Origin of the sequence: Ensifer sp. Root954, assembly GCF_001429005.1 — a bacterium.
Lineage (GTDB): Bacteria > Pseudomonadota > Alphaproteobacteria > Rhizobiales > Rhizobiaceae > Ensifer > Ensifer adhaerens.
Genome location: NZ_LMJM01000048.1, coordinates 64,714 through 83,755, shown reverse-complemented (window position 1 = coordinate 83,755; position 19,042 = coordinate 64,714). Strand labels below are relative to the sequence as shown.

The following is a 19,042-nucleotide window of genomic DNA, read 5'->3' as shown; positions in this document are numbered from 1 at the left end:
ATGGGCACTTCGATTGAACTCAAGGTGAGTGGCGTTTCCCTCTCCTATGCCAAGAACCATATGGGGCCCGATTACGGCTATCTTTTTCAGAGCGAGGATTTGGCGCGTCGGCCGTGCGACGGCATAGATTACGATTATTACGCCGCTCATCCTGAGGAGGAAGGCGAACTCGCGGAAAGCGAGCTCTCCTTCGTTCGCTCGCTGTCGCGTCTCGTTCCCAGGTTGCAGATCCTTGGCCATAGCTTGGCGACCGCCAGATCGGAGTACGAGGCTGTCGCGGCCGACGCAGCCGGCATTATCGAGATGGTGTCAGACGGACGGACGCCGGAGTATCTCACTTTTGAGGAGTTCTGCGCGCTCGCCAATCAATTCCCCCTGGCGAGCCTTGCACAGGGCTATGTGGAGTACGAGACCAAGGATCGCGACATCGTTGCACAAGGGCGCTTTGCCTCGCACGCGAAGGAATTTGCCCGTGTTCCCTGGACTGAGAATTCTGACTCGTATTGGTCCGAGGCCAGCTACCTGTCGGCAAAGGTCTGCATCCTCAGCGCCGCTTCGATGCTCTTGATCTTCGCCCAGGATCCACGGAATGCGGAAGCCGAGGTGGTATGGCAGTTCGGCGATATCGTGACTGCGGGTTGGGTCGAGCGAAGGGCCTTTGTCGCCGGCGCGGATCGACAACAGACGATCCTGGTCGCGACAGAAGGCGCGTCAGATGCTCGCATTCTGCGTCGCGCGCTCGAGCTGCTTCGGCCTGACGTCGCAGATTTCTTCCGCTTTATCGATGGCGATGAGCGGCATCACTTTTGGGGCACCGGCAATCTGGTCCGGTTTGCTGAGGGGCTGGTCCGGATCGACATCCAGAACCAAGTGCTCTTCCTGCTCGACAACGATGCGGAGGGGATCGATGCTTACCGGAAGCTCAACGAGTTGAAGATGCCGGCGAATCTGCGAAGCATGGTATTGCCTGATATCGAAGAACTGAGGAGCTTTCCCGCACTTGGCCCGGAGGGGCTCAGCAACTGCGATATCAACGGTCGCGCTGCGGCGATCGAATGCTACCTCGACCTAAATTTGCCGGACTATCCGCCGGCGCAGGTGATCTGGAGCAATTTCAAGCGCGAGATAGGATTGTGGCACGGCGCCTTGGAGCACAAGGAATCCTATGACCGCCACTTCATGAAGCAGGACGCTCAAGAATTGCCGTCCGGGAAGTATGACGTCTCCAAGCTCAATCAGATACTTGATGCAATGGTTGCCGCGGCTTCCCTGCTAAGCGCGGCAGACCCGCACTGACCTCAAGGCCTCAGAAGGACGAAACATGACGGCAGCACCGATTCTTGTCGAGTTGGCCCGACGCGACAGGATCGTCGATGTTTTCCGCAGCGTTCTCGCTCGCCATGGAATTGTGGTGTCCATGAACCGCATGGACTTTCACCTGTGCGAGAAGGTGATCATCGAACTCACGCCCCAACCTGCCCGCCTTTCGGCAGCCGTTTTGGATTTCATGTTTCCACATGAGCCCACACCGAGCACTGTCTACCACTATACCGGGTTCAGCGGATTTCAGGGGATTGTCTCCTCGGGCGAGCTTCGGCTCTATCCGGTCCGCAACCGGCTTGGCCAGGGTGGAGAGCTCAAGGCATTCGCCAAGACCCACGCACTTGATGGCTATCTAGACCCGTCACAGGGTGAAGAGCTCTGTAAGACCCTGTCGGATGACCTGTTTTATGCCTCCCCGACGCGGATTCCTCCAAAGGATCCTCTGCTGATGTGGGGAGCATTTGGCGGGGGCACCGGAGTACGTCTCGAACTCAAAGTTTCACCTAAACCCGCCGCCGCGCTTCGGCCGATCTACTACGAAACCGGTGGGTCGATGACACTCCTACAAGAAATAAACGATGCGCTGCGAGCTGCAGGAGAGCCTCCGTTCAATCCCTGGACAATCTCGCGCGCCGGCGCGTTCTATCTGGATTGGACCGTTGCAATGGAAGACGAGGTCCGGCTTCTCGTCAAACGGCATCCGGAGGGTATTGACCTCGCCCGAAACGATGGCACCTCCGACTACTGGCCGATCCCGATCGACCAGCCAAATGGTTTTTGCGATCTGCAATTGACCGGCGTCCATGTCGCTCCGGACGGCAATAGAGACGCGACCATCGCCGCCTTGAAAGGAACGCGCTTCGCCGCTGTTTCAGTCACCGGACCATAGTCGCGCGCCCTGCAACGGGCGGGGTGCGAGGGACCTGGTGTGCCTCGGCTCAGCAATCTGAGACCGGGCGAGATCGGCCTCAATTGCGCAGTCGCTCCTCTGGCAACGTCCTTGCTCGCCAAGTTCGGAGCGGGGCACTATTGGCGACCGCCTATTCCTTTGCTCAAATACAATAAAGATTCGCGCGGTCGGTAGTACCCGCTGGACCGGAGGGCGCATGTATCTCGAAAATCTAAGTCTCAATAATTTTCGTTCTTTTGGTCAGTCCGAAATTCCACTTTGCAAGGATCTGACGATCCTTGTTGGAGAAAACAACGGCGGAAAAAGCAACGCCATTGATGCGATACGGCTTTTGACGGCGCCGCTTGGTGGGCGCCGGGAACTTTATTGCGAGACGACGGACATCCGATTTGGTAGCGACGAGAGAAAGTTCGAGCTAACCGCGACCTTCACCGAGTTGAACCCGGCGCAACAAGGCCGGATGATTTCAGCGGCGACCGACGCCGCAATCTTGGGCTGCGTTTTCGGTCTCAAATATGATGAGACCACGGGCCGCTTCCCCGAGCGTCCGGTCTTGTGGGGCGGGCATCAGCAAGGCAATCCGGAGCCCGGATGTCATGACATGATCCGGCATGTCTACTTGCCGCCTCTGCGTGATGCGAAGCGCGCACTGGCGTCGGGCAATCCAACTCGCATCTACGCACTTCTGAACCACTTCCTCGAAGGGGAAAAACCGGAAGCCCTGGCTAAGGCGCTTCGGCGCGGCGCGGAATCTGAAATCCTCGGCAGGGTCGGGGGCGCCGTCGAAGTCGGACTGAGCGCGCTGACGGCTGGCGTTCGTCGCCAAGCCGCATCTCTGGGTTTCGCGAACGACGAGAAGCTCATCGATATCGCGCGGGACCTCCGTTTCAAGCTCGCCGATCACGGTATCGAACCCGAAGACCTCCGCTATTCCGGCCATGGCTACGCGAACCTGCTCTACATGGCGACGATCGCGGTAGAACTCGAGAAGGTCAACGACGCTGATCTGACGCTCTTCCTAGTCGAGGAGCCAGAGGCTCATCTTCACCCCCAGCTGCAGGCGGCTGTACTCAGCTTTCTTGACGAGCAGGCCGAGAAATCGCGGAAGCCACGCGCTGATAACCACGGTCCCGCGGGTGAGCTGCAGGTAATCGTAGCGACCCATTCGCCGAACCTGTCGGCGTGGGTGGAAAGCAAAAAGCTCGTCTTTTTCCGTTCGTTCCTTCCCGCGCCGGCTGTGGCCGAAGCGGCTGTTGCCGAGGAAGAGCCGCATGCGCTCGCCGGCGTCCCCGCCGAGATCATGCCGGAAATCGAGCCGAATCCGGTGATGCCGGTGGGCAGGCCGAGACGAGAAACGCGCTGCATTCCGCTCACGGCGTTGGAACTCGATCCCGTCGAGCGTCGTAAGGTCGATCGCTATCTCGACGTGACCAAATCGGCGCTCCTGTTCGGTGGTCGCGTGCTTCTCGTAGAGGGCATTGCTGAGGCGCTTCTGCTTCCGGTCATCGCGAAGAAGGTCGTCCTGAAGGCCGAACCGGAGAAGCTCCGCCTGTTTCGGTCGGCGGTCTTCGTCCCGATCGATGGCGTCGACTTTGAGCCCTACGCCAAATTGCTCCTGTCTCCCTACAATGAAGTGCGGATCGCGGATCGGCTCGTCGTCTTGACGGACGGCGACGGTGGCGAAGTTGCGGAAGGGGCAATGACGCCAGGCGCCGGACGCAAGCGCGATCTGGAGGCGGTCGGTGCAAAGCTCGGCGCGAGCGATCTCCTTGAGGTTGTCATCAACGACTATTCGCTTGAGACGGAATTGGTGCGGGCCGGAAACGGGGCTCTCCTGAAGGGGGCCTATGTCAAGCTTCACCCGCGCTCCGCTGACAAATGGGACGCTGCGGCCGGGCAGGCCGGAGCTGCGCAGGCGGTGGCGATTCAGAAATTGTTCGAGTCGACGCGCAAAGGTGATTTTGCCCAGCTGGTCGCCGAGGAGATCAATAACGGGGCGGCCTTCACAGTACCTGCCTATTTGCAGACCGCCATCGATGCGCTCGTGAAATGATCACCGCACCGTTCAAGCCCACTGATGAGCAGAATCGCGTGATCGAGCATCCCGGTTCTGCGTTCATCGCGGCGTGTCCGGGGGCGGGCAAGACCCGGGTTATGGTCGAGCGAGCGCGCAAGCTTCTGAACGGTGGGGCCACGGGTCGCGCTATCGCCTTCCTGTCCTTCACGATTGCTGCGGTCTCAGAGCTGGATGATCGGCTGCGCCGGGAGGGCTTGGTCGAAACGCCAGCCTTTCCCCATTTCATCGGGACCTTCGATGCGTTTCTCTGGCAGTTCCTCATCGCACCCTTCGGGATCGACGGCTGCGCCGCGAAGCCGAAGCTCATCCCGGATAAGGATGATCGCATAATTCAGCCCTTCGCCGGAGCACAGGCGCTGCCACTGGAGTGCTTCGATCGCGCAACGGGCACGGCAATCCCGGCACTGCTTCTGCGCCATGGTTTTCGCGGGAACCTCAGGGCGCATGAAACAGCTGCACGGAACGCGCGAGCGCGCTTCCTGGAGCGCGGCGAACTCGATTTCACTGATGCCCGGTCCATGGCGCTCGCCCGATTGCGCGATCCTGCGCGGGGTGCCGTCATTGGACGGGCGCTTGCGGCGCGCTTCCTTGAGCTCATCGTTGACGAGGCACAGGACTGCAATCCTGCCGATTTGGAGATCATCGACTGGTTGCGGGCAGCCGGCGTGCCCGTGAAGGTGATCTGCGACCCCAACCAGGCGATCTACGGCTTTCGCGGCGGCGTGACGCGCGAGCTTGCGCAATTCGCGGAGAAATTCAGCGAAGCCGAGCGCCTTCCCATGAGCGGAAACTTCCGATCCAGCACGCACATCACGAAGGGCGTGGTGGCGTTACGGGCGCCAAATATGCGCGCTGCGATCGACGAAGCCATGGGGGAGTACCGCGACGAACCGCAGGCAGTTCAGATCCTGTCCTATCCAGGAAGGAGCGTCCCCTCGACCATCGGTACGAAGTTCCAAGAGCTCGTCCGTGCGATGGGGTTTCAGGCGCAGGATTGCCCTGTCGTTTCGGCGACACGACGGACGGGCGCGAACGCGCTAGGACATCCCCAGGATACGGGCATTCGCGACCTGAGTTATAGGCTTGCCATCGCGGTGAGCGATTTTCACTTCTCGTTTGAGATTGGGGGTCGCAAGGAGGCCCTTGTCGCCATCCATCGCATCATGCTCGAACTGGGTGGCGGCATGGGCGGAAGGACCTATCACCAGCATCTGGCGGATGCTGAAGTCAGCCCGGAGTCGTGGCGGCCCGCCGCACTGGCGTTAGCGCAGGCCCTTAAGTTCAGTCCGGAGCGGTTCGCGACCGCCGAGGCGTGGCACGATGAGGCGCGCCGTCTGCTCGCGCCGTTGCTGCCTGCAGGGGGGCTGTCCATCAATCAGCGGCTTCGCCGCAATGGCGATCTGGACAAGGCATTGTCGGTCGCGCCCCCATCTGGCCACGCCGCGCGGACAATCCATAGCGTGAAGGGCATGGAGTTTCCGGCGATCTGCGTGGTGATGTCGCCGAGCACTGCGAAGGGCATCGTCGATTTCCTGACAGGGGATGGCGCGATCGATAACGAGGAAGCGCGCAAGATCTATGTGGGAGCGTCTCGGGCTCAGCGCCTGTTGGCGATAGCTCTGCCCCGGACGCAGGCCCCTCGGCTCCGGGATTTGATGGTTGGGATGGGCGGCTCGGTCGACCTTATCGCACTCTAGCCCATCCGCTATTCGCCCGCCGGCATGGGTGGCGGCATCCGTTCGTAAGCCATGGCGGCTTCGACTTCGGCGCGGATTTCCTGACGTGACGGCTTCTTGCGCTTTGCCGGCACGACCGGTTCGTGGGGATCGTCTGGAACAGCAGTATCGATGCTGAGATCAGCCATGGCGCCGGCTCCATTATGTCGTCGATCGAAGACGGCGATCGGATGCTTGAGAAAGTGCTGGTCGAACATCGCGGTCATTCCGGATGACGACAACCTCGCGAGTTCGCTCCTGACCTCTTTTCCGGATTTCCAGCCGATCGCGTAGCGTTTGGTTCTGTCGCGGGCCGCCGTAAGCGCGGCGACCGCGGCGTCGGTGAAGCCGCCGCTTGTCCAGAACTCGAAATGCACGGTCGAGCTATTGAACCGGTCCTCAGCCTTCGTAGCGCTATAGATCCCGGGCACCTTGTCCGAGAGCCATTCCTCGACCTCCGGTGCATCGATCATGTGGTCGGGCTGGTAACCCTTGCATTCGTAGATCCAGACGTCACCAGCAACGACCCGACGGACGTCGATTTCAGCCTTGAAGGTGTCGAGGCGGATCAGGTGATTGATATCGATTGAGCCGCCGAAGCGGGCTTGCACGACATGACCGACGACAAGCTCGAACAGGGATCCACGCAGGTTGCGATCCGCACCGGAGATGCCGCTAAGTTTGTCGAACAGCTCGCCGATGACTTCCGGTTTGGCAACCGCGACGGCGGCCGCCTTGCTTAACGTCTCGAGCAGAGTAGCAAGTCCGACAGCAACATCTCGACCGAACAGGTTCTTCGGTGTCGCCAACATGACGCCGTGGGAGCGACCGAGATTGAAGGCCTCCTGGGTATAGCCGTCGGCCATCAGCATCGGCATGAAGGGCGGGAGATTTTTCAGATAGGATGACAAGTTGAATTTGCGGATGAAGGCGGCGATAGCGTGCTCGTCGACGGCGGCACCCGCGATAACATCACCGACCAGAAAGCCAGGCTTCGGCCGTCCATCTTTCTGGCGACGGACCATCGGGACCAAGTAGGACGGACCGCAGAGATCCCAATTAAACGTGCCGAACGTCGGCAGGCGATCGGTCTCTCCGCGGATTTCGATCTTGTCATAGCTTGCGACACCGAGACGGCGGGCCCAGTCTCGCAACGCCAGAAGCAGCATATTCTCGACGACAAGCCTGGCGCGCAGGCGTTGGAAATTAGGGCGGCCGAGATATCCGTCGGCGCGAAGGGTTACGACAGGTCCCACGCCTTGCATCTCGCCGCGCTCGATGAGGTGAACAGCTTCGAGGCGCTGCAGTACCGTCTCGCTTGAGACCTGACCCTGTTGACGGATGGGCGAGCCGCTTATGATTGCGAATTGCTCCAGCGGGACGATGCCATCGCGTGCCTGGAGCGCGGCCAGCGCCGGGCCGTAGGCCGGGCTGGCCTCCCGGATGTCGCGGGACAGCGCCGTCCAGTATTGCTCCGTTCCCTCGTGCTTGGCGTGATAGAGGAAACGGGCGTTGCGCGGAAAAACTAGCCCCTTCAGGCGGCGCACTTTTGAGCCGGCGCGGCTTATCCGTTGGCGAGCGACATCGGCCGAGCATCCCTGGGCGACGAGCTTACGGGCGATTTCCGACGACAGGGCCGGCCCCTCGGCTAGCAGAATTGATTCAACGGAAAACATGGCGGTCCTTCGCTGTCACACTCCGCTATTTATAATTATACTACAGGACGGCGCCTCCGTTTTCGAGTCCGTCGAAACGAGAAAAATTCCGTTATAATATCAGTCGCTTGACCACCCGTTCTAACCTCAGCGCAAAGCGCCTTTGTCACGGTCGCGTTGTCACACCGACTTCAACGACCTGTTTTGAAGCCACAGACCGAATGCTGAGTGGTCCCATCTAGGGGAAGCAGCGCCGGGCCACCTCGATTCCATCAGCAAGATTCTGTATGCCGGACGGGCCTTCCAAGCGCGCCAAGACCGGTGCGAGTGATTGGAGGCCCCTGAACAGCTGATCACGCCGAGGCTTATCGCAATTCGCTAGAAACTGCTCGATCACTACAGAGTCATATTGGTCAGGCAATTCGCCAACCACCTCTGAAACGAACAGGAAGTGATCGGGATTATCAGTTAAGTCTGTGAATGTGCCGAAACAGGCCGCCAGAATCCGCGCCTGTTCGGAGGGAGATGCGAGTTGCAACGCGTCAATGTACCTGTTCGGCCAAATGGACGGGTGCTCCTCCCCGAGCAGCTGACACTCCGTCTCCGACCAGAGTGCTTGTCTATCCTCTCCAGTGAGCCGATCGATGACCGGCGCGAAGGCGCTTGCCCACGGGATCGGCCGTTGCCGAACCAGCTCGGCTATTTTGGCATCCACCAAGGTACACACTTCTGGGGCTGAAGAAGCTTGGATCAGTTGTCCAAATGCTTCGACCGCAAGAGCAGCTTCGCGTCCTGAATATGGCAGTGGTGCCGATGCCATTGCCTCAAGAGCAGTCTGGATAGCTGCCGCCTGCTGCGCCCCTGAGAGGCGCTTCGCGAATGCGCTACTCAATAATGCCCTTATCCAATCATCCGGCTCCTCGAAGGCGACGTTCACGCGTGCGCCGCATTCTCCCTCGTCCATATGTTGGATGATCGCGGCCAAAGCACGAGGACGGAAGTAATAGGGATCACGCGCATCCTGCGAAGAAATCCGATCGAACAGGTCGCGCAGGATAGGCGGCGGCAAGCACTGCACGAGATTTGCGTTGACGCTTTGCTCTATCCGGTCGCTGACCCGTAGGAGAAGCCTGGATCCAGCGACACAAGCCTGTGTTTGTGGACTTACAGCCTTCGAGACTCCGATCGCAGAGCACAACAGATGTATATTCTCATCACTGGAAAGTTCAGGCAGCACCCGCGCCTCAAGCCTGTCGCGTGCGCCATCCTCAAGGTCAAGGTAACCAGCGAGGACGAGAAGTGTGGCGGACGCCATTCCTCCATCCCGATTTGCCCGAAGTGCCAACAAGGCCGACTGGATCTGCTCAACCGATAGACTTGCTGCCAGGAGTTCGAATGACTTTGATCTCCACTCTTTGTCGGCAATCAGCAGCGCATTGAAGGCCTGAAGGCGCATCGCCTCGGTAACATACGGCAAGATAGCCAATAGATAGTCGTGATCGAAGGTTTCGTCGCTGCAGATCTGCCATCCCCTCTTGATCAGTGTCTCCTTTTGCGTCCCTTGAGCATACGGCAGCGCCAACCCTATGCATTCCAACAGGAAGAGTTTGCTAGTTGTCGAACTCGCTGTGTCCACGATCTCGTCAATGAGCTCTTCCCGACCATCCTCTGCCAGAAAAGGCAACAGCGCTGAAAGCGCCAGAGCTGTCATGGCGGCACGGTCAAAGGACCGAGCCGCAGTCAGGAAGGTTCGCAGTTGCTCGGCTGAGGCGACGCCGAAATACGGGCTTAGCAAGATGCGGGGATAGATCGAGATATCGTCGGCAGACTGCCGGTAGCCTGAACTCTCGCCCGTTGCCGGACCGTCGAGCCGGCGGCGAGCCAGATCAAGGGCGTCAACTCTGACGCTTTCTGGTACCCTCGGGAGTAGTTCGATGAAATATTCCCAGTTCTCTGTCTTTTCCTCCGCCAGCTGGAGTACTCGATAGAGGCCAAAAAGGGCTTGGTGCCGGAATTTCGGAATAATCCAGCGCATCGCGTCGTACCAAAACGACAGCATCCTGATTTGGCCGGCTGCCTCCAGACTTCTCAACTCCACAGTTTCGGCGTCCGTCTCAGGTAGATGGCTTGCGACAGCAGCAAGAGCCATTGCCCTGTCCTGCGGATCGCTCAGTAGATCGGCCGCTTCAAGCGCGATTCCTAGAACACGATCTCGTTCATCGTCCGGCATCCGCCGGCTAAGGTCACCCAGGCCTCTAACCTTCGCGAAGCCCACCAGCAGACCAAGTCGTCCCTCGACCTCTCGCCACCCAAGGAGTTGTTGATCAAGAGCCGCGATCAGGAGTTCCGGAGGCACACGTGAGGTATTGCGGATCGAACACAGCAGCAGCCTCGCTCGCAATCGGTAGGAGTAGGCCATGCCACCTGGTGAGCGCATCGCCGCGCGCTCTGCCCGCTCTATGTCGAGCGACAAGCCACGCAGGCTCCCTTCGGCATGCTCCCACGCTTGCACCCAGCCCAGATCGAACAGCCGGAAGTATTCTGTCGGCGGAGCGCCAATCTCATCCAGATGCTGGGTGAGAAACGAGACCGCGTAGGTCGACGCCTTCGATGGGGCCAGATTGCCGGAATTGAGGTCGGCAGCAATGCCTGAGGCCCATTCGACAAACGCCTCGCGGATTCGCTCGACGAATGCCCCCGAAAACCTCTCCAGAAAGAAATCGCGCAAGCCCGGATGCGCCATAACATAGCCGCGGCCGCCTTTGGCCGGCGACTGCCCGTCGCCTAAGACAAAGCGGCGAAGCGGCCACAAGGTCTCCTTCATGTCCGAGGCGGGTTTATGGCCATGGGCAATTTCGACGATCCGGCCAAGATCGTCAGCACCTAGCGCGCCAAAGGCGCACGCCAAGGCGCCCAGATGGGCATTGAGCTTTTCGACATCGGGACTGACCCCTTCGTCTCTCCAAGCCGTGCGTTGTAAGGACCACCAGTGGTCGAAGTAGCCGCTCAGCCCCGGCGCCGCATCCTGGAGGAATTCCAGGACATCGGTCTGAAAGGGTGCTTGCTCAAGGAGGTCCTCCGCGTAGAATCTGAGCAGCAGCGGCTCGCCTTTGGTGAGAGCCGAGAGACGCGCGGCGATTTGCTCGACGAGTTCCGCAGAGCTGCCGATTGCGGGAAGGCCTGAGACAAGCTCCCTGACCGCAGCGTGCTCCAGGAGGGGCAACTGGTGAACAACGACATTGCGGTTCGCCTGCCAGCCGAACTTGTTGAGCCAGAACTGACCACCCCCTTTATCGAGGGTCTCGCGAGCAGAGAGAACCAGTTTCACACTCGACTCTGAGCGGCCGCTAAACCAGTCGGCCCGGAAGCTTCCCTCGAGCGCCTCGTCCACCCCGTCTACGACGATCAGAACATCGGCCTGATTGGCAATGAGCTCGTCGCAGAGTTGGCCACAGAGCCCCTCGTAGTAGATGGCTGCATCAAACTGTTCATTCTTGACCTCTCGTCCGACAATCGCGGCGAGCCGAGAGGCGAGCATCTGGAAGAATACGACAGGCATATATGTGCCGACACGCAGGCTGATCGGCACGAAGACGATGTGCGTTTGCGTCTGCGCGCCGGCTTTGGCCTTCGAGAGTTCAAGGAGCCATTCGACGAGGACGGCACTCTTTCCGCGGCCCGCGGGGCCGATCATAAGAAACCTCGGTACCGCGCTCGACTGATACCACGTCTGCAACTCGCGAAGCGTAGTGTTGCGCCGGGCATAGGGCGCCGGACAATCGACGGGGCCGCGGGTGATCTCGACGAACTCCTTGACCTTTCGGGCGTAGGGCCGGGCGTTGCTGCCGATCACAGCGGCAAGATCATCATCGGTGTTCCCTGGGCCGACCACGGGGGCCACCTCGACGACAAGGCCCGCGACGCCGTGGAGCTTCCAGATCGGGCAAGCATACAAAACGCCACCGGCCACTCGCTCGTCTGGCCCCAACGCAAAGCGCATGATTCCAACAACCCGATCGTTCGCCAGGACGGGGCTTCCCGAGAGCCCCCGAGCGTCGGCCCCGAGGCCCGCAGCCAACTGATTGCAGAAGAGCTGAATGATGTTCTTTTCGCCGTACAGCTCGCCGTGGGTGGTGGTGACCTCACCATCAAGAGCCAGCCCGTTGAGCGACTGCAGATTGGGATAGCCCCATGTCTGCCATGGATCACCGGAGCGTCCGAGGCCGCGCATCTGTAGCGGCGCTGTCCGAGGTGGGTTGACGCATCTGAGCACTGCGCAATCCGCCTCCCTGTCGTAGCCGACAAGTTCCGCCTGCGTGGTATGGCCTGGGAACTCCAGGACGATAGGTCCGTACGGAGCGGGGATCTCCTCGCGTCTGTCTGCGACCGTATGGAGTGCCGTCGCCACCAGATCTTTCGTTATCAGAAACGCTGTGCCGCGCCCGGCCCCATCCGGCCGCGTTACAGTGACCTTTGCTATCGCATCGCGGGTTTTCTGGTCCATCCACGGCCTCCAATCGGCTCTGCCTCGATGCGAAGGCCCCCTAAGGGTTTGGTTCGATGTCGAGACCGGAACAAAGCGCGGCATCCGTCACGCGGTTGTCGTCTCCTATGCGCAGCCGAATGTATGTCGGGCGGAAAAGCGCCCAGTCGGAGAAACTGCCGGACTGCATCTGCTCGACGAACTGCCGCAGCCGTGGAAGCGCATCCTGCTCGGGAAGGGAAAGAATGTCGGAAGGAAAGCGGAGGACATCGGCCCAAGTCCCGGAATTGAGGTACCAGCGGCCGCCACCGAGATCTACACGCTTTGGCTGATGGGTATGTCCGAAGATGACGTAGCGAATATCGTTTTTAGCCAGACTGCGAGCCGCATTGAGATATTCGCTCGCTGTCTCACGGCGCTCGTCGAACCCATCCGCCTTTTGCAATGCTCGCATGGCTAGCAGTAGTGCCCGCAATCTGCCATCGGACAGGCGACCGCCTTGTGGAGCCACCGTCTCCTTCGCGAAAATGCTCGCCTCTGTAGCGGAAATTTCGACCCCGGCCAGCGCGCTACTGACCGGTTCCGGCGTTTCGGAGATGGCTGCCATGAAGGCGTTTGCGTCTCCCTTGAGTGCCCCGCTTATGACGCTGCGGAGCGCCGCGTCGTCATCGAGCTCGCCGAGTATCGGGTCCAGCCCAGGACTGGCCCCAATGTCGTGGCCAAGCACATCGGAGTGCAATGTCCCACTCGCGGAAATGTCGCCTCCCATTTTTGGTAACGAGGACCCCTCAAGCCCGTGGCTCTTGGTGCGATACCACAATCGAGCGATCTGCCCCGCCCGCTTGATGAAGCCTGGTTCCAGGGCCAGCAGGATCGGAACGACCGCGCCATCCTCTGGCTTGAGGAGATCAACGAAGGCATAAACCTGTTTGATCCTGTTCATCAGCGTCGCAACAAGTTCGCTGCCCGCCGGTGGCTCGAACCGATATTTAAGGGGAACGCTTTCGCCCCTCGACATGAGCGAGCGCAGACGCCGCAGAGCGTCGTAGTCAATTTGGTTCCAGGCATCATAACGATTGCCATGCTCGATCAGCGCATCGCCCACAACGTAGGCTTCGCCGTCGATGATGAATTCGAAGTCGTGGCTTGGCTTAACGCCAATCGCCGCGCGAAGCGCCGCGCGCACGGCCGGAAAGCTGAGCTCGACGTCATGATTGCCGAGGAGGATGGTCAACCGCCCTCCGGCGGCGAGGAACGCGCCCAACGCATCGAATACGGGCTTGTCGCGCTCGACAATCAAATTGAACTTGTCGACAGCCTGTTGAGGGTCTGTCGTAAAAGCTGACCAGGTTGCGGCCTGACCATCTCGTTCTGCGAGAAAATCGACGGTATCGCCATTGAGCACGAGTTCGATCGGCGCCTTCACCGAGACTTCATCGGCCAGCCGGCCAATGAACCGAGCAATCGCTTCGGCCTGTGTGCAGAGCCGAAATCCACGGCTGCCCTGGCGCGATGGCTCGGGATAAGTGCCACCAAGATGCAGATCGGAGATGACAATAACCTGGCGCATTGCGGGTTTCTCTGTATCTGGAGACAAATCCTGCTTTTGTGGGTTGTCCGAATTTCAATATTCGCGCCTTGATAAGGTCACCCTGGAGCCGAAAATGTGCAATGGGGGACAGATTAATACCTCCCGAATGCACAATCTTTTGTGTCCCGTGGCTCCGACGACCGCGCTGCATTGGTGTCTGATCTGTGCGGGTTGCTCTGAGACGGTGACCGTCGGGCCGCTCCCATCAATTTGCTCGTCACACAGCGGCAGCCCGGTACCGCTGCTCCGATTGGCTGACACGACGATGCACCGCCCCCGAACATCGCCTTCCAATCACCCGTCATCGAGCGATACGTCTCGACTGTGAAGATCGCACCGGAAGCCACGACCGGTTACGCGCCATTGAATCGCACCCCGACTTTCTTTATCATATGGTTAACCATATGCCTTAACATCATAAATTTCTCAACTGGAAGCGATATAACCTGACGCTTCCGTCACTCGGACGCCATTCAACGCCATCGTTCACTATCGATAGGTTTCAGGTATGGATAGTGACCGCTCCGAAAACGCAAAGCCTCAGTCCCCGGATCAGCACGGGGAGAATCACCTGCGAGATAGAATGGACTGACCGAAGGGGCGGGTCCAGTGTGTGCGCTATCCGCTTCGCATTATTCTCCATATTCTCCTTCCAATGAGTTACGACGCCTTGCGACCTCTTGTGGAGCTGCCAATTATCGAGATTTCACCCCAGAAGCCCACTGGAGCCCTTTCGCTATCGTTTACGATCGTCTTACCATCCTCCCTTCTATATTGCGTCTGATGGCCTCCCATTCTCACTATAAAACACGCTTGCAACTTACCTGTTTCTCACACACTTTATTATCCTCAATGAAGTGACGGTTCGAAGGCGCGATGGCGAAGCAACAAACAGCTGATTTCCAACCCCTGCAGCGACTAATCGGTTACGCCCGCATGTCGACGGATGACCAAGCCAACGATACCCAGCTGGACGAGCTGAGGGGCGCCGGCTGCGATCGGATCTATCAGGAACATGGCACCGGGGTTTCGCGCGCTCGGCCTGTCTTGACCAAATTGCTGGGCGAGCTCACCTCGGGAGACGTCCTCGTCGTCGTCCGTCTCGATCGCCTGGCCAGATCCGTGAGCCATTTGCTGCAAGTCATCCGGGATCTTCAACATCGCGGGGTGCACTTTCGGTCAATCCAAGATCCGATCGATACCTCGACTCCGCAAGGCATGTTTTCCCTTGCGGTCCTCGATGCCGTCGAAAAGCTTGAGCGTTCGCTGAACGCCGAGCGAACCAAAGCGGGCATCAAGGCCGCGAAGGCTCGGGGCAGGCTGCCTGGAAACCCCGGTCTTCGAGAACGGCGGCCGGAGGCGATTGCGGCGGTTTCAAAGGCGCGGGAGAAGCTCTATCTCGAAGAGCTGATCGCGTCCGCACAGGCGTGGCTTCCGATGGTGCGACAACTCAGGCCTCAGCACAGTTGGGATAATGTCGTTCGCGTTCTCAACCGACGTGGCCAGGACTGGACCGTCGAACGCCTTCGTCGCGCCGTGCATCGCCTGGTCCGCGCAAAGCTCGCAGAAAATGATCTCCTCGCCCGATCCCCACGTCGCGCTCCCGAAGACCATTTAATGCAACTGGTGGCGGCGATCGCGATCGCCGATCCCGATCTGTCGCTTCGCGAAATTGCCGCCGAGCTGGACAAACTGGGAGAGCGGCCGAAGGGCGGCGGCAGAAAATGGATCCCCTCCTCCGTCCGAGATTTGCTGGATGAGGCCCACCGGTTCGGCCTCATCCGCCGCTGAGGCACATTCTATCAGGCGCGCGATTGCCGACATTCTGCCTACGGAATTTCTGCGACGGCGAGCCCTTGGCTGACGTGACACACTCACTCCCGAACCCGCTCTGCTTCCGTAACCGCCAGTGATCGAGTGGACGGTCTGCGCGATGCCGAACTTACAGACTAGCGCGAGCCCCCTTGCTGGGTCTGTGCCGCGGCAATTCCCTCGCCTCCCATCCCTCCTGATACGCTCCGGCCATACAAGGACAACGTCTGGCCTACCCAGGGCGGCGCGGTCGCCAAGCAAGTCGCCGCCAGGACAATGTCTGAGAGCGCCGACAGCCACGGCAGCGCAGGGATCATTCGTTATCCGGGCACACCCGCAGTCTGATGAATGATCATCGGTTCACGAACAGCGCCCACCTCCGTTCCAGCACGAAACCACGGGGTACGGTCCATGCCGTTCCAGGCGCGGATCTGATCCGAAACGTAATCAAAGTGACCAGCAGGTTCCCTCGCTTTGCTTGTTGACCCAACCGTCTCAAAAGGTTGAAGTGCACGCCCATATCGGTGAGGAGTTTGGCCCTGAAGCGCATCAACGATTTCACAGCAGCTGGGACAATTGAGCGCCTGATCGAAACCTACAACTGGGAGGCCAGCCTTCTCGGCCCCAGGAAGCGTTGGCCAAACTGTCTCACCGCCGCAATGGATATTCTGCTGCCGGCGCAGGCCCAGATCGTGCTGTTTTGGGGCGAAGAATTCGTCGCCCTTTACAACGAAGCCTATGCGCCCACCATCGGTGACAAGCACCCTCGCGCATTTGGACGCCCTGCCCGAGAAAACTGGGGTGAACTCTGGAGTGATCTCGAGCCCCTGCTTCGACGTGTCCTCGACGGCGGGGAGACGGTCTTTGCGAAGGACCGTCCCTTCTATATCGAACGCCACGGCTACCCGGAAACAGTCCACTTCGACATCTCCTATTCTCCCGTCCGCGACGAGGAACGCCGCGTTCGTGGGGTTCTTTGCATCGTCAACGAAACAACGGACCGGGTGAAATTCGAGAGTGCATTGCAGGCGAGCGAAGAGCGACTGAGGGCGATTTTTTCGCAGTCCGCAGCAGGGATCGTTCAGACAGACCTCACGGGCCGCTTTCTCCTGGTCAACAACCGCTTCTGCGAGATCCTCGGCTATAGCGAAAGCGAGCTCTTATCGATGCGAATGCGGGATATCTGTATTGCCGGAGACATCGACGAGGCAGACCGGCTCTTTAAAACGGTGGCTGAACGCGGCCAGAGTTTCGAGATGGAGAGCCGTCTTCGGCGAAAAGATGGCAGTTTGGTCTGGGTGGCGAACTCGGTTTCGGCGCTTCGCGACAAAGATGGCGGTTTCCAGCAAGCGAGCGCCATCATCGTCGACATTACCGAACGCAAGCGCGCTCAGGACGTCGAGCGTCGCCTGGCCGCGATCATCGCTTCGTCCAACGAAGCCATCCTTGGCATTGACCTTGGCATGAAAATCACGAGTTGGAACACTGGCGCCGAGCGGCTCTATGGATATACGGCTGACGAGGTCATTGGCCGATCCGTCCTGGTCTTGGTTCCTGAGGACCGCCAGGGTGAGGAGCCTGCAATTTTGCGCCAGGTCAGCGCCGGCCTGAAGGTCGAGCCCTACGAAACGGCAAGACTCCACAAGGACGGTCGAAGCGTCCCTGTCCTCCTCAGCGTCTCACCGATCTATGACGCCTATGGCGTGATCGTCGGCGCATCGAAGATTGCGCATGACATCTCGGCCCGAAAAGACGCAGAACGCCTACAAAGCGTCCTCGTCGGTGAACTGAACCATCGGGTAAAGAACCTTTTTGCGACTGTCCTTGTGATCGCGCGCCAAACGCTTGGCCACGGCCAAATAGATGCCGCGGACGTGCGCTCATTCGAGGCGCGGCTATCTTCGATGGCACGCGCTCATGATCTTTTGACCCACGGGAGATGGGAGCAGGCCGAACTACGGGCGATCGTCGAACAGTCGATTTCACCCTATTCTCCGGATCGATTTGCGGTCACCGGTCCTTCAATCCAGGTCCCTCCAAGGGCGGTCGTGTCGATCTGCCCGGCGCTTCATGAACTCGCCACGAATGCAGCCAAATACGGCGCACTCGCGGTCGACCAGGGCCACGTCTCGATCGCTTGGACAGTACAAGCCGGGACCGAGTCTACCGCCAGACTGTTCCTGCGATGGGAGGAAACCGGAGGCCCGCCTGTGACCCCACCGACCCGCAGAGGTTTTGGATCCCGGCTCATTGAGAGCCTGTTGGCCGCCGAACTCAATGGCACGGTCAAAATTACCTATGACCCAAAGGGCGTCGTATGCGAGGTCGATGCCAATCTTCTTGGCGAATGGGATCAGCAGCCAAGCTCTCATTGAACTCGAAGCCCGAGGTGCATTTCCTGCCATGATCGTCGATCGGGTGCGCGATCGCATTAATCCCCGAGCCGGCCTCTTTTTTCCCTCACCGCCGGTGTCATCGCCACGGGGCTAGCCGGCGATAGTTTCAGGTAGCCTTTCCAGAAGCTCCGCGGCGCCTTGTTATAAGCCCTCATCACCTGCGCTTCCCAATGCCTTTGCACCCGCGCACGCAGTTGTTCCCCGGTCGCTCATGCTGAAAGAAATCCAAAAAGCGGTCCCTCTCAGCGGCGGGCTGCTGTTCGGCTTTAAGGTGTTCTACCGTTCCCATTTGCGCCGACGCGCAGTGTTTTTCGGCAAGACGTTGCGCAAGGCGCCGAGTGTTTCGCCAGCGACGGCCTCACAACTGAGCTCCCAGTGACCAGTCCAAGCCATGGAACCGTAGAACCCAAAACCCTGACAGCTGTCAGGGTTTGATGGAATTCACGCGGCAAACGGTGCAGGGGAGCACATTAAGTAGGTGCCCCCGAACTTGCGATCTGATGCACAAGGCGTCCGGCACTTCGTCACGGTTGAGGACGTTCACATTCAAAAACCCTGACAGCTGTCAGGGTTTCTCAACGGCCAGTCTGATCAACCGGCTCAACCGGAGCCCCGCTTCATCCACGACATCAGTCAATAGACGGCACCGATGAATGCTTCACGTCGCGCAGAGAAACAATCTCCCAGGTGAGAACACGCCCATAAACGCCGGTCAGGTTTGCCCGCAACCCAAACCGAGCTCACGCCACCACTCTGCCGTCAACGTGGCGATAGATCTTTGCCCCACCCGCTGCCCACACGAACACCGCCATCAGAAGAACCGGGACCGGGTTGTGTTCAGCAGATGCTTACGATCTGTATCGACTTCCTGGCATGGGATCGTAGCCAGCTCAGTGAAAGGGAAGGTGGGGCGAACGACCAACAAAGTCACGCTTTTCACCTTAGACACGAGCAGCCTCCATGGAGCCTGAACCCCACAATGTCCAATGGTCGAACGAGCTAGTTAAGTGACAGATGCTGACCTCACCAGGCTGGAATTGCCCCCCCATTTGAGATCGCGCTCACCATACCAAGGGAGAA

9 protein-coding genes are annotated in these 19,042 nt (G+C 59.5%); 6 read left to right on the top strand and 3 right to left on the bottom strand.

Features of this window, described 5'->3' with window-relative positions:
• From ASE71_RS27735 to ASE71_RS27720, 4 genes are all read left to right on the top strand, one after another.
• A complete protein-coding gene (locus tag ASE71_RS27735) occupies positions 1-1,296 on the top strand; it encodes a HEPN/Toprim-associated domain-containing protein (protein WP_060520055.1) in 1,296 nt (431 codons plus the stop codon).
• 25 nt (positions 1,297-1,321) lie between these two features.
• Positions 1,322-2,212, top strand: a complete 891-nt coding sequence (locus ASE71_RS27730) for a hypothetical protein (RefSeq protein ID WP_060520057.1) — start codon at positions 1,322-1,324, stop codon at positions 2,210-2,212.
• A gap of 217 nt (positions 2,213-2,429) precedes the next feature.
• Positions 2,430-4,286 carry an ATP-dependent nuclease gene (locus ASE71_RS27725; RefSeq protein WP_060520059.1) on the top strand — a complete coding sequence of 619 codons (1,857 nt, stop codon included), beginning with the start codon at positions 2,430-2,432 and terminating at the stop codon, positions 4,284-4,286.
• The gene (locus tag ASE71_RS27720; RefSeq protein WP_082566383.1) at positions 4,283-6,007 is read left to right on the top strand and encodes a UvrD-helicase domain-containing protein; all 1,725 of its coding nucleotides are present in this window, start codon (positions 4,283-4,285) and stop codon (positions 6,005-6,007) included. The genes ASE71_RS27725 and ASE71_RS27720 overlap by 4 nt, the downstream gene beginning before the upstream one ends.
• Positions 6,008-6,015: 8 nt before the next feature.
• On the opposite strand, the gene ASE71_RS27715 is transcribed toward ASE71_RS27720, so the two are convergent.
• The 3 genes from ASE71_RS27715 to ASE71_RS27705 all read right to left on the bottom strand — a co-directional run bounded on the left by ASE71_RS27715 (position 6,016) and on the right by ASE71_RS27705 (position 13,733).
• On the bottom strand, positions 6,016-7,701 hold the full coding sequence (locus ASE71_RS27715; RefSeq protein WP_060520061.1) for a hypothetical protein: 1,686 nt from the start codon (positions 7,699-7,701) through the stop codon (positions 6,016-6,018).
• 217 nt (positions 7,702-7,918) lie between these two features.
• Positions 7,919-12,184, bottom strand: a complete 4,266-nt coding sequence (locus ASE71_RS27710) for a trypsin-like serine peptidase (protein WP_060520063.1) — start codon at positions 12,182-12,184, stop codon at positions 7,919-7,921.
• Positions 12,185-12,224: 40 nt separating this feature from the next.
• Positions 12,225-13,733, bottom strand: coding sequence for a metallophosphoesterase (locus ASE71_RS27705; RefSeq protein ID WP_060520065.1), 1,509 nt, complete (start codon positions 13,731-13,733; stop codon positions 12,225-12,227).
• Between the two features lie 897 nt (positions 13,734-14,630).
• Here ASE71_RS27705 and ASE71_RS27700 point away from each other — a divergent pair.
• On the top strand, positions 14,631-15,545 hold the full coding sequence (locus ASE71_RS27700) for a recombinase family protein (protein WP_060520067.1): 915 nt from the start codon (positions 14,631-14,633) through the stop codon (positions 15,543-15,545).
• 560 nt (positions 15,546-16,105) lie between these two features.
• Complete coding sequence (locus ASE71_RS27685) at positions 16,106-17,941, top strand: PAS domain S-box protein (RefSeq protein WP_060520159.1); 1,836 nt, start codon at positions 16,106-16,108, stop codon at positions 17,939-17,941.
• Positions 17,942-19,042: the final 1,101 nt, after the last annotated feature.

What these genes read in the sequence shown, in the direction of transcription:
- ASE71_RS27735 (WP_060520055.1), top strand. Translation starts at nt 1, where the DNA reads ATGGGCACTTCGATTGAACTCAAGGTGAGTGGCGTTTCCCTCTCCTAT.
- ASE71_RS27730 (WP_060520057.1), top strand. Translation starts at nt 1,322, where the DNA reads ATGACGGCAGCACCGATTCTTGTCGAGTTGGCCCGACGCGACAGGATC.
- ASE71_RS27725 (WP_060520059.1), top strand. Translation starts at nt 2,430, where the DNA reads ATGTATCTCGAAAATCTAAGTCTCAATAATTTTCGTTCTTTTGGTCAG.
- ASE71_RS27720 (WP_082566383.1), top strand. Translation starts at nt 4,283, where the DNA reads ATGATCACCGCACCGTTCAAGCCCACTGATGAGCAGAATCGCGTGATC.
- ASE71_RS27715 (WP_060520061.1), bottom strand. Translation starts at nt 7,701, where the DNA reads ATGTTTTCCGTTGAATCAATTCTGCTAGCCGAGGGGCCGGCCCTGTCG.
- ASE71_RS27710 (WP_060520063.1), bottom strand. Translation starts at nt 12,184, where the DNA reads ATGGACCAGAAAACCCGCGATGCGATAGCAAAGGTCACTGTAACGCGG.
- ASE71_RS27705 (WP_060520065.1), bottom strand. Translation starts at nt 13,733, where the DNA reads ATGCGCCAGGTTATTGTCATCTCCGATCTGCATCTTGGTGGCACTTAT.
- ASE71_RS27700 (WP_060520067.1), top strand. Translation starts at nt 14,631, where the DNA reads ATGGCGAAGCAACAAACAGCTGATTTCCAACCCCTGCAGCGACTAATC.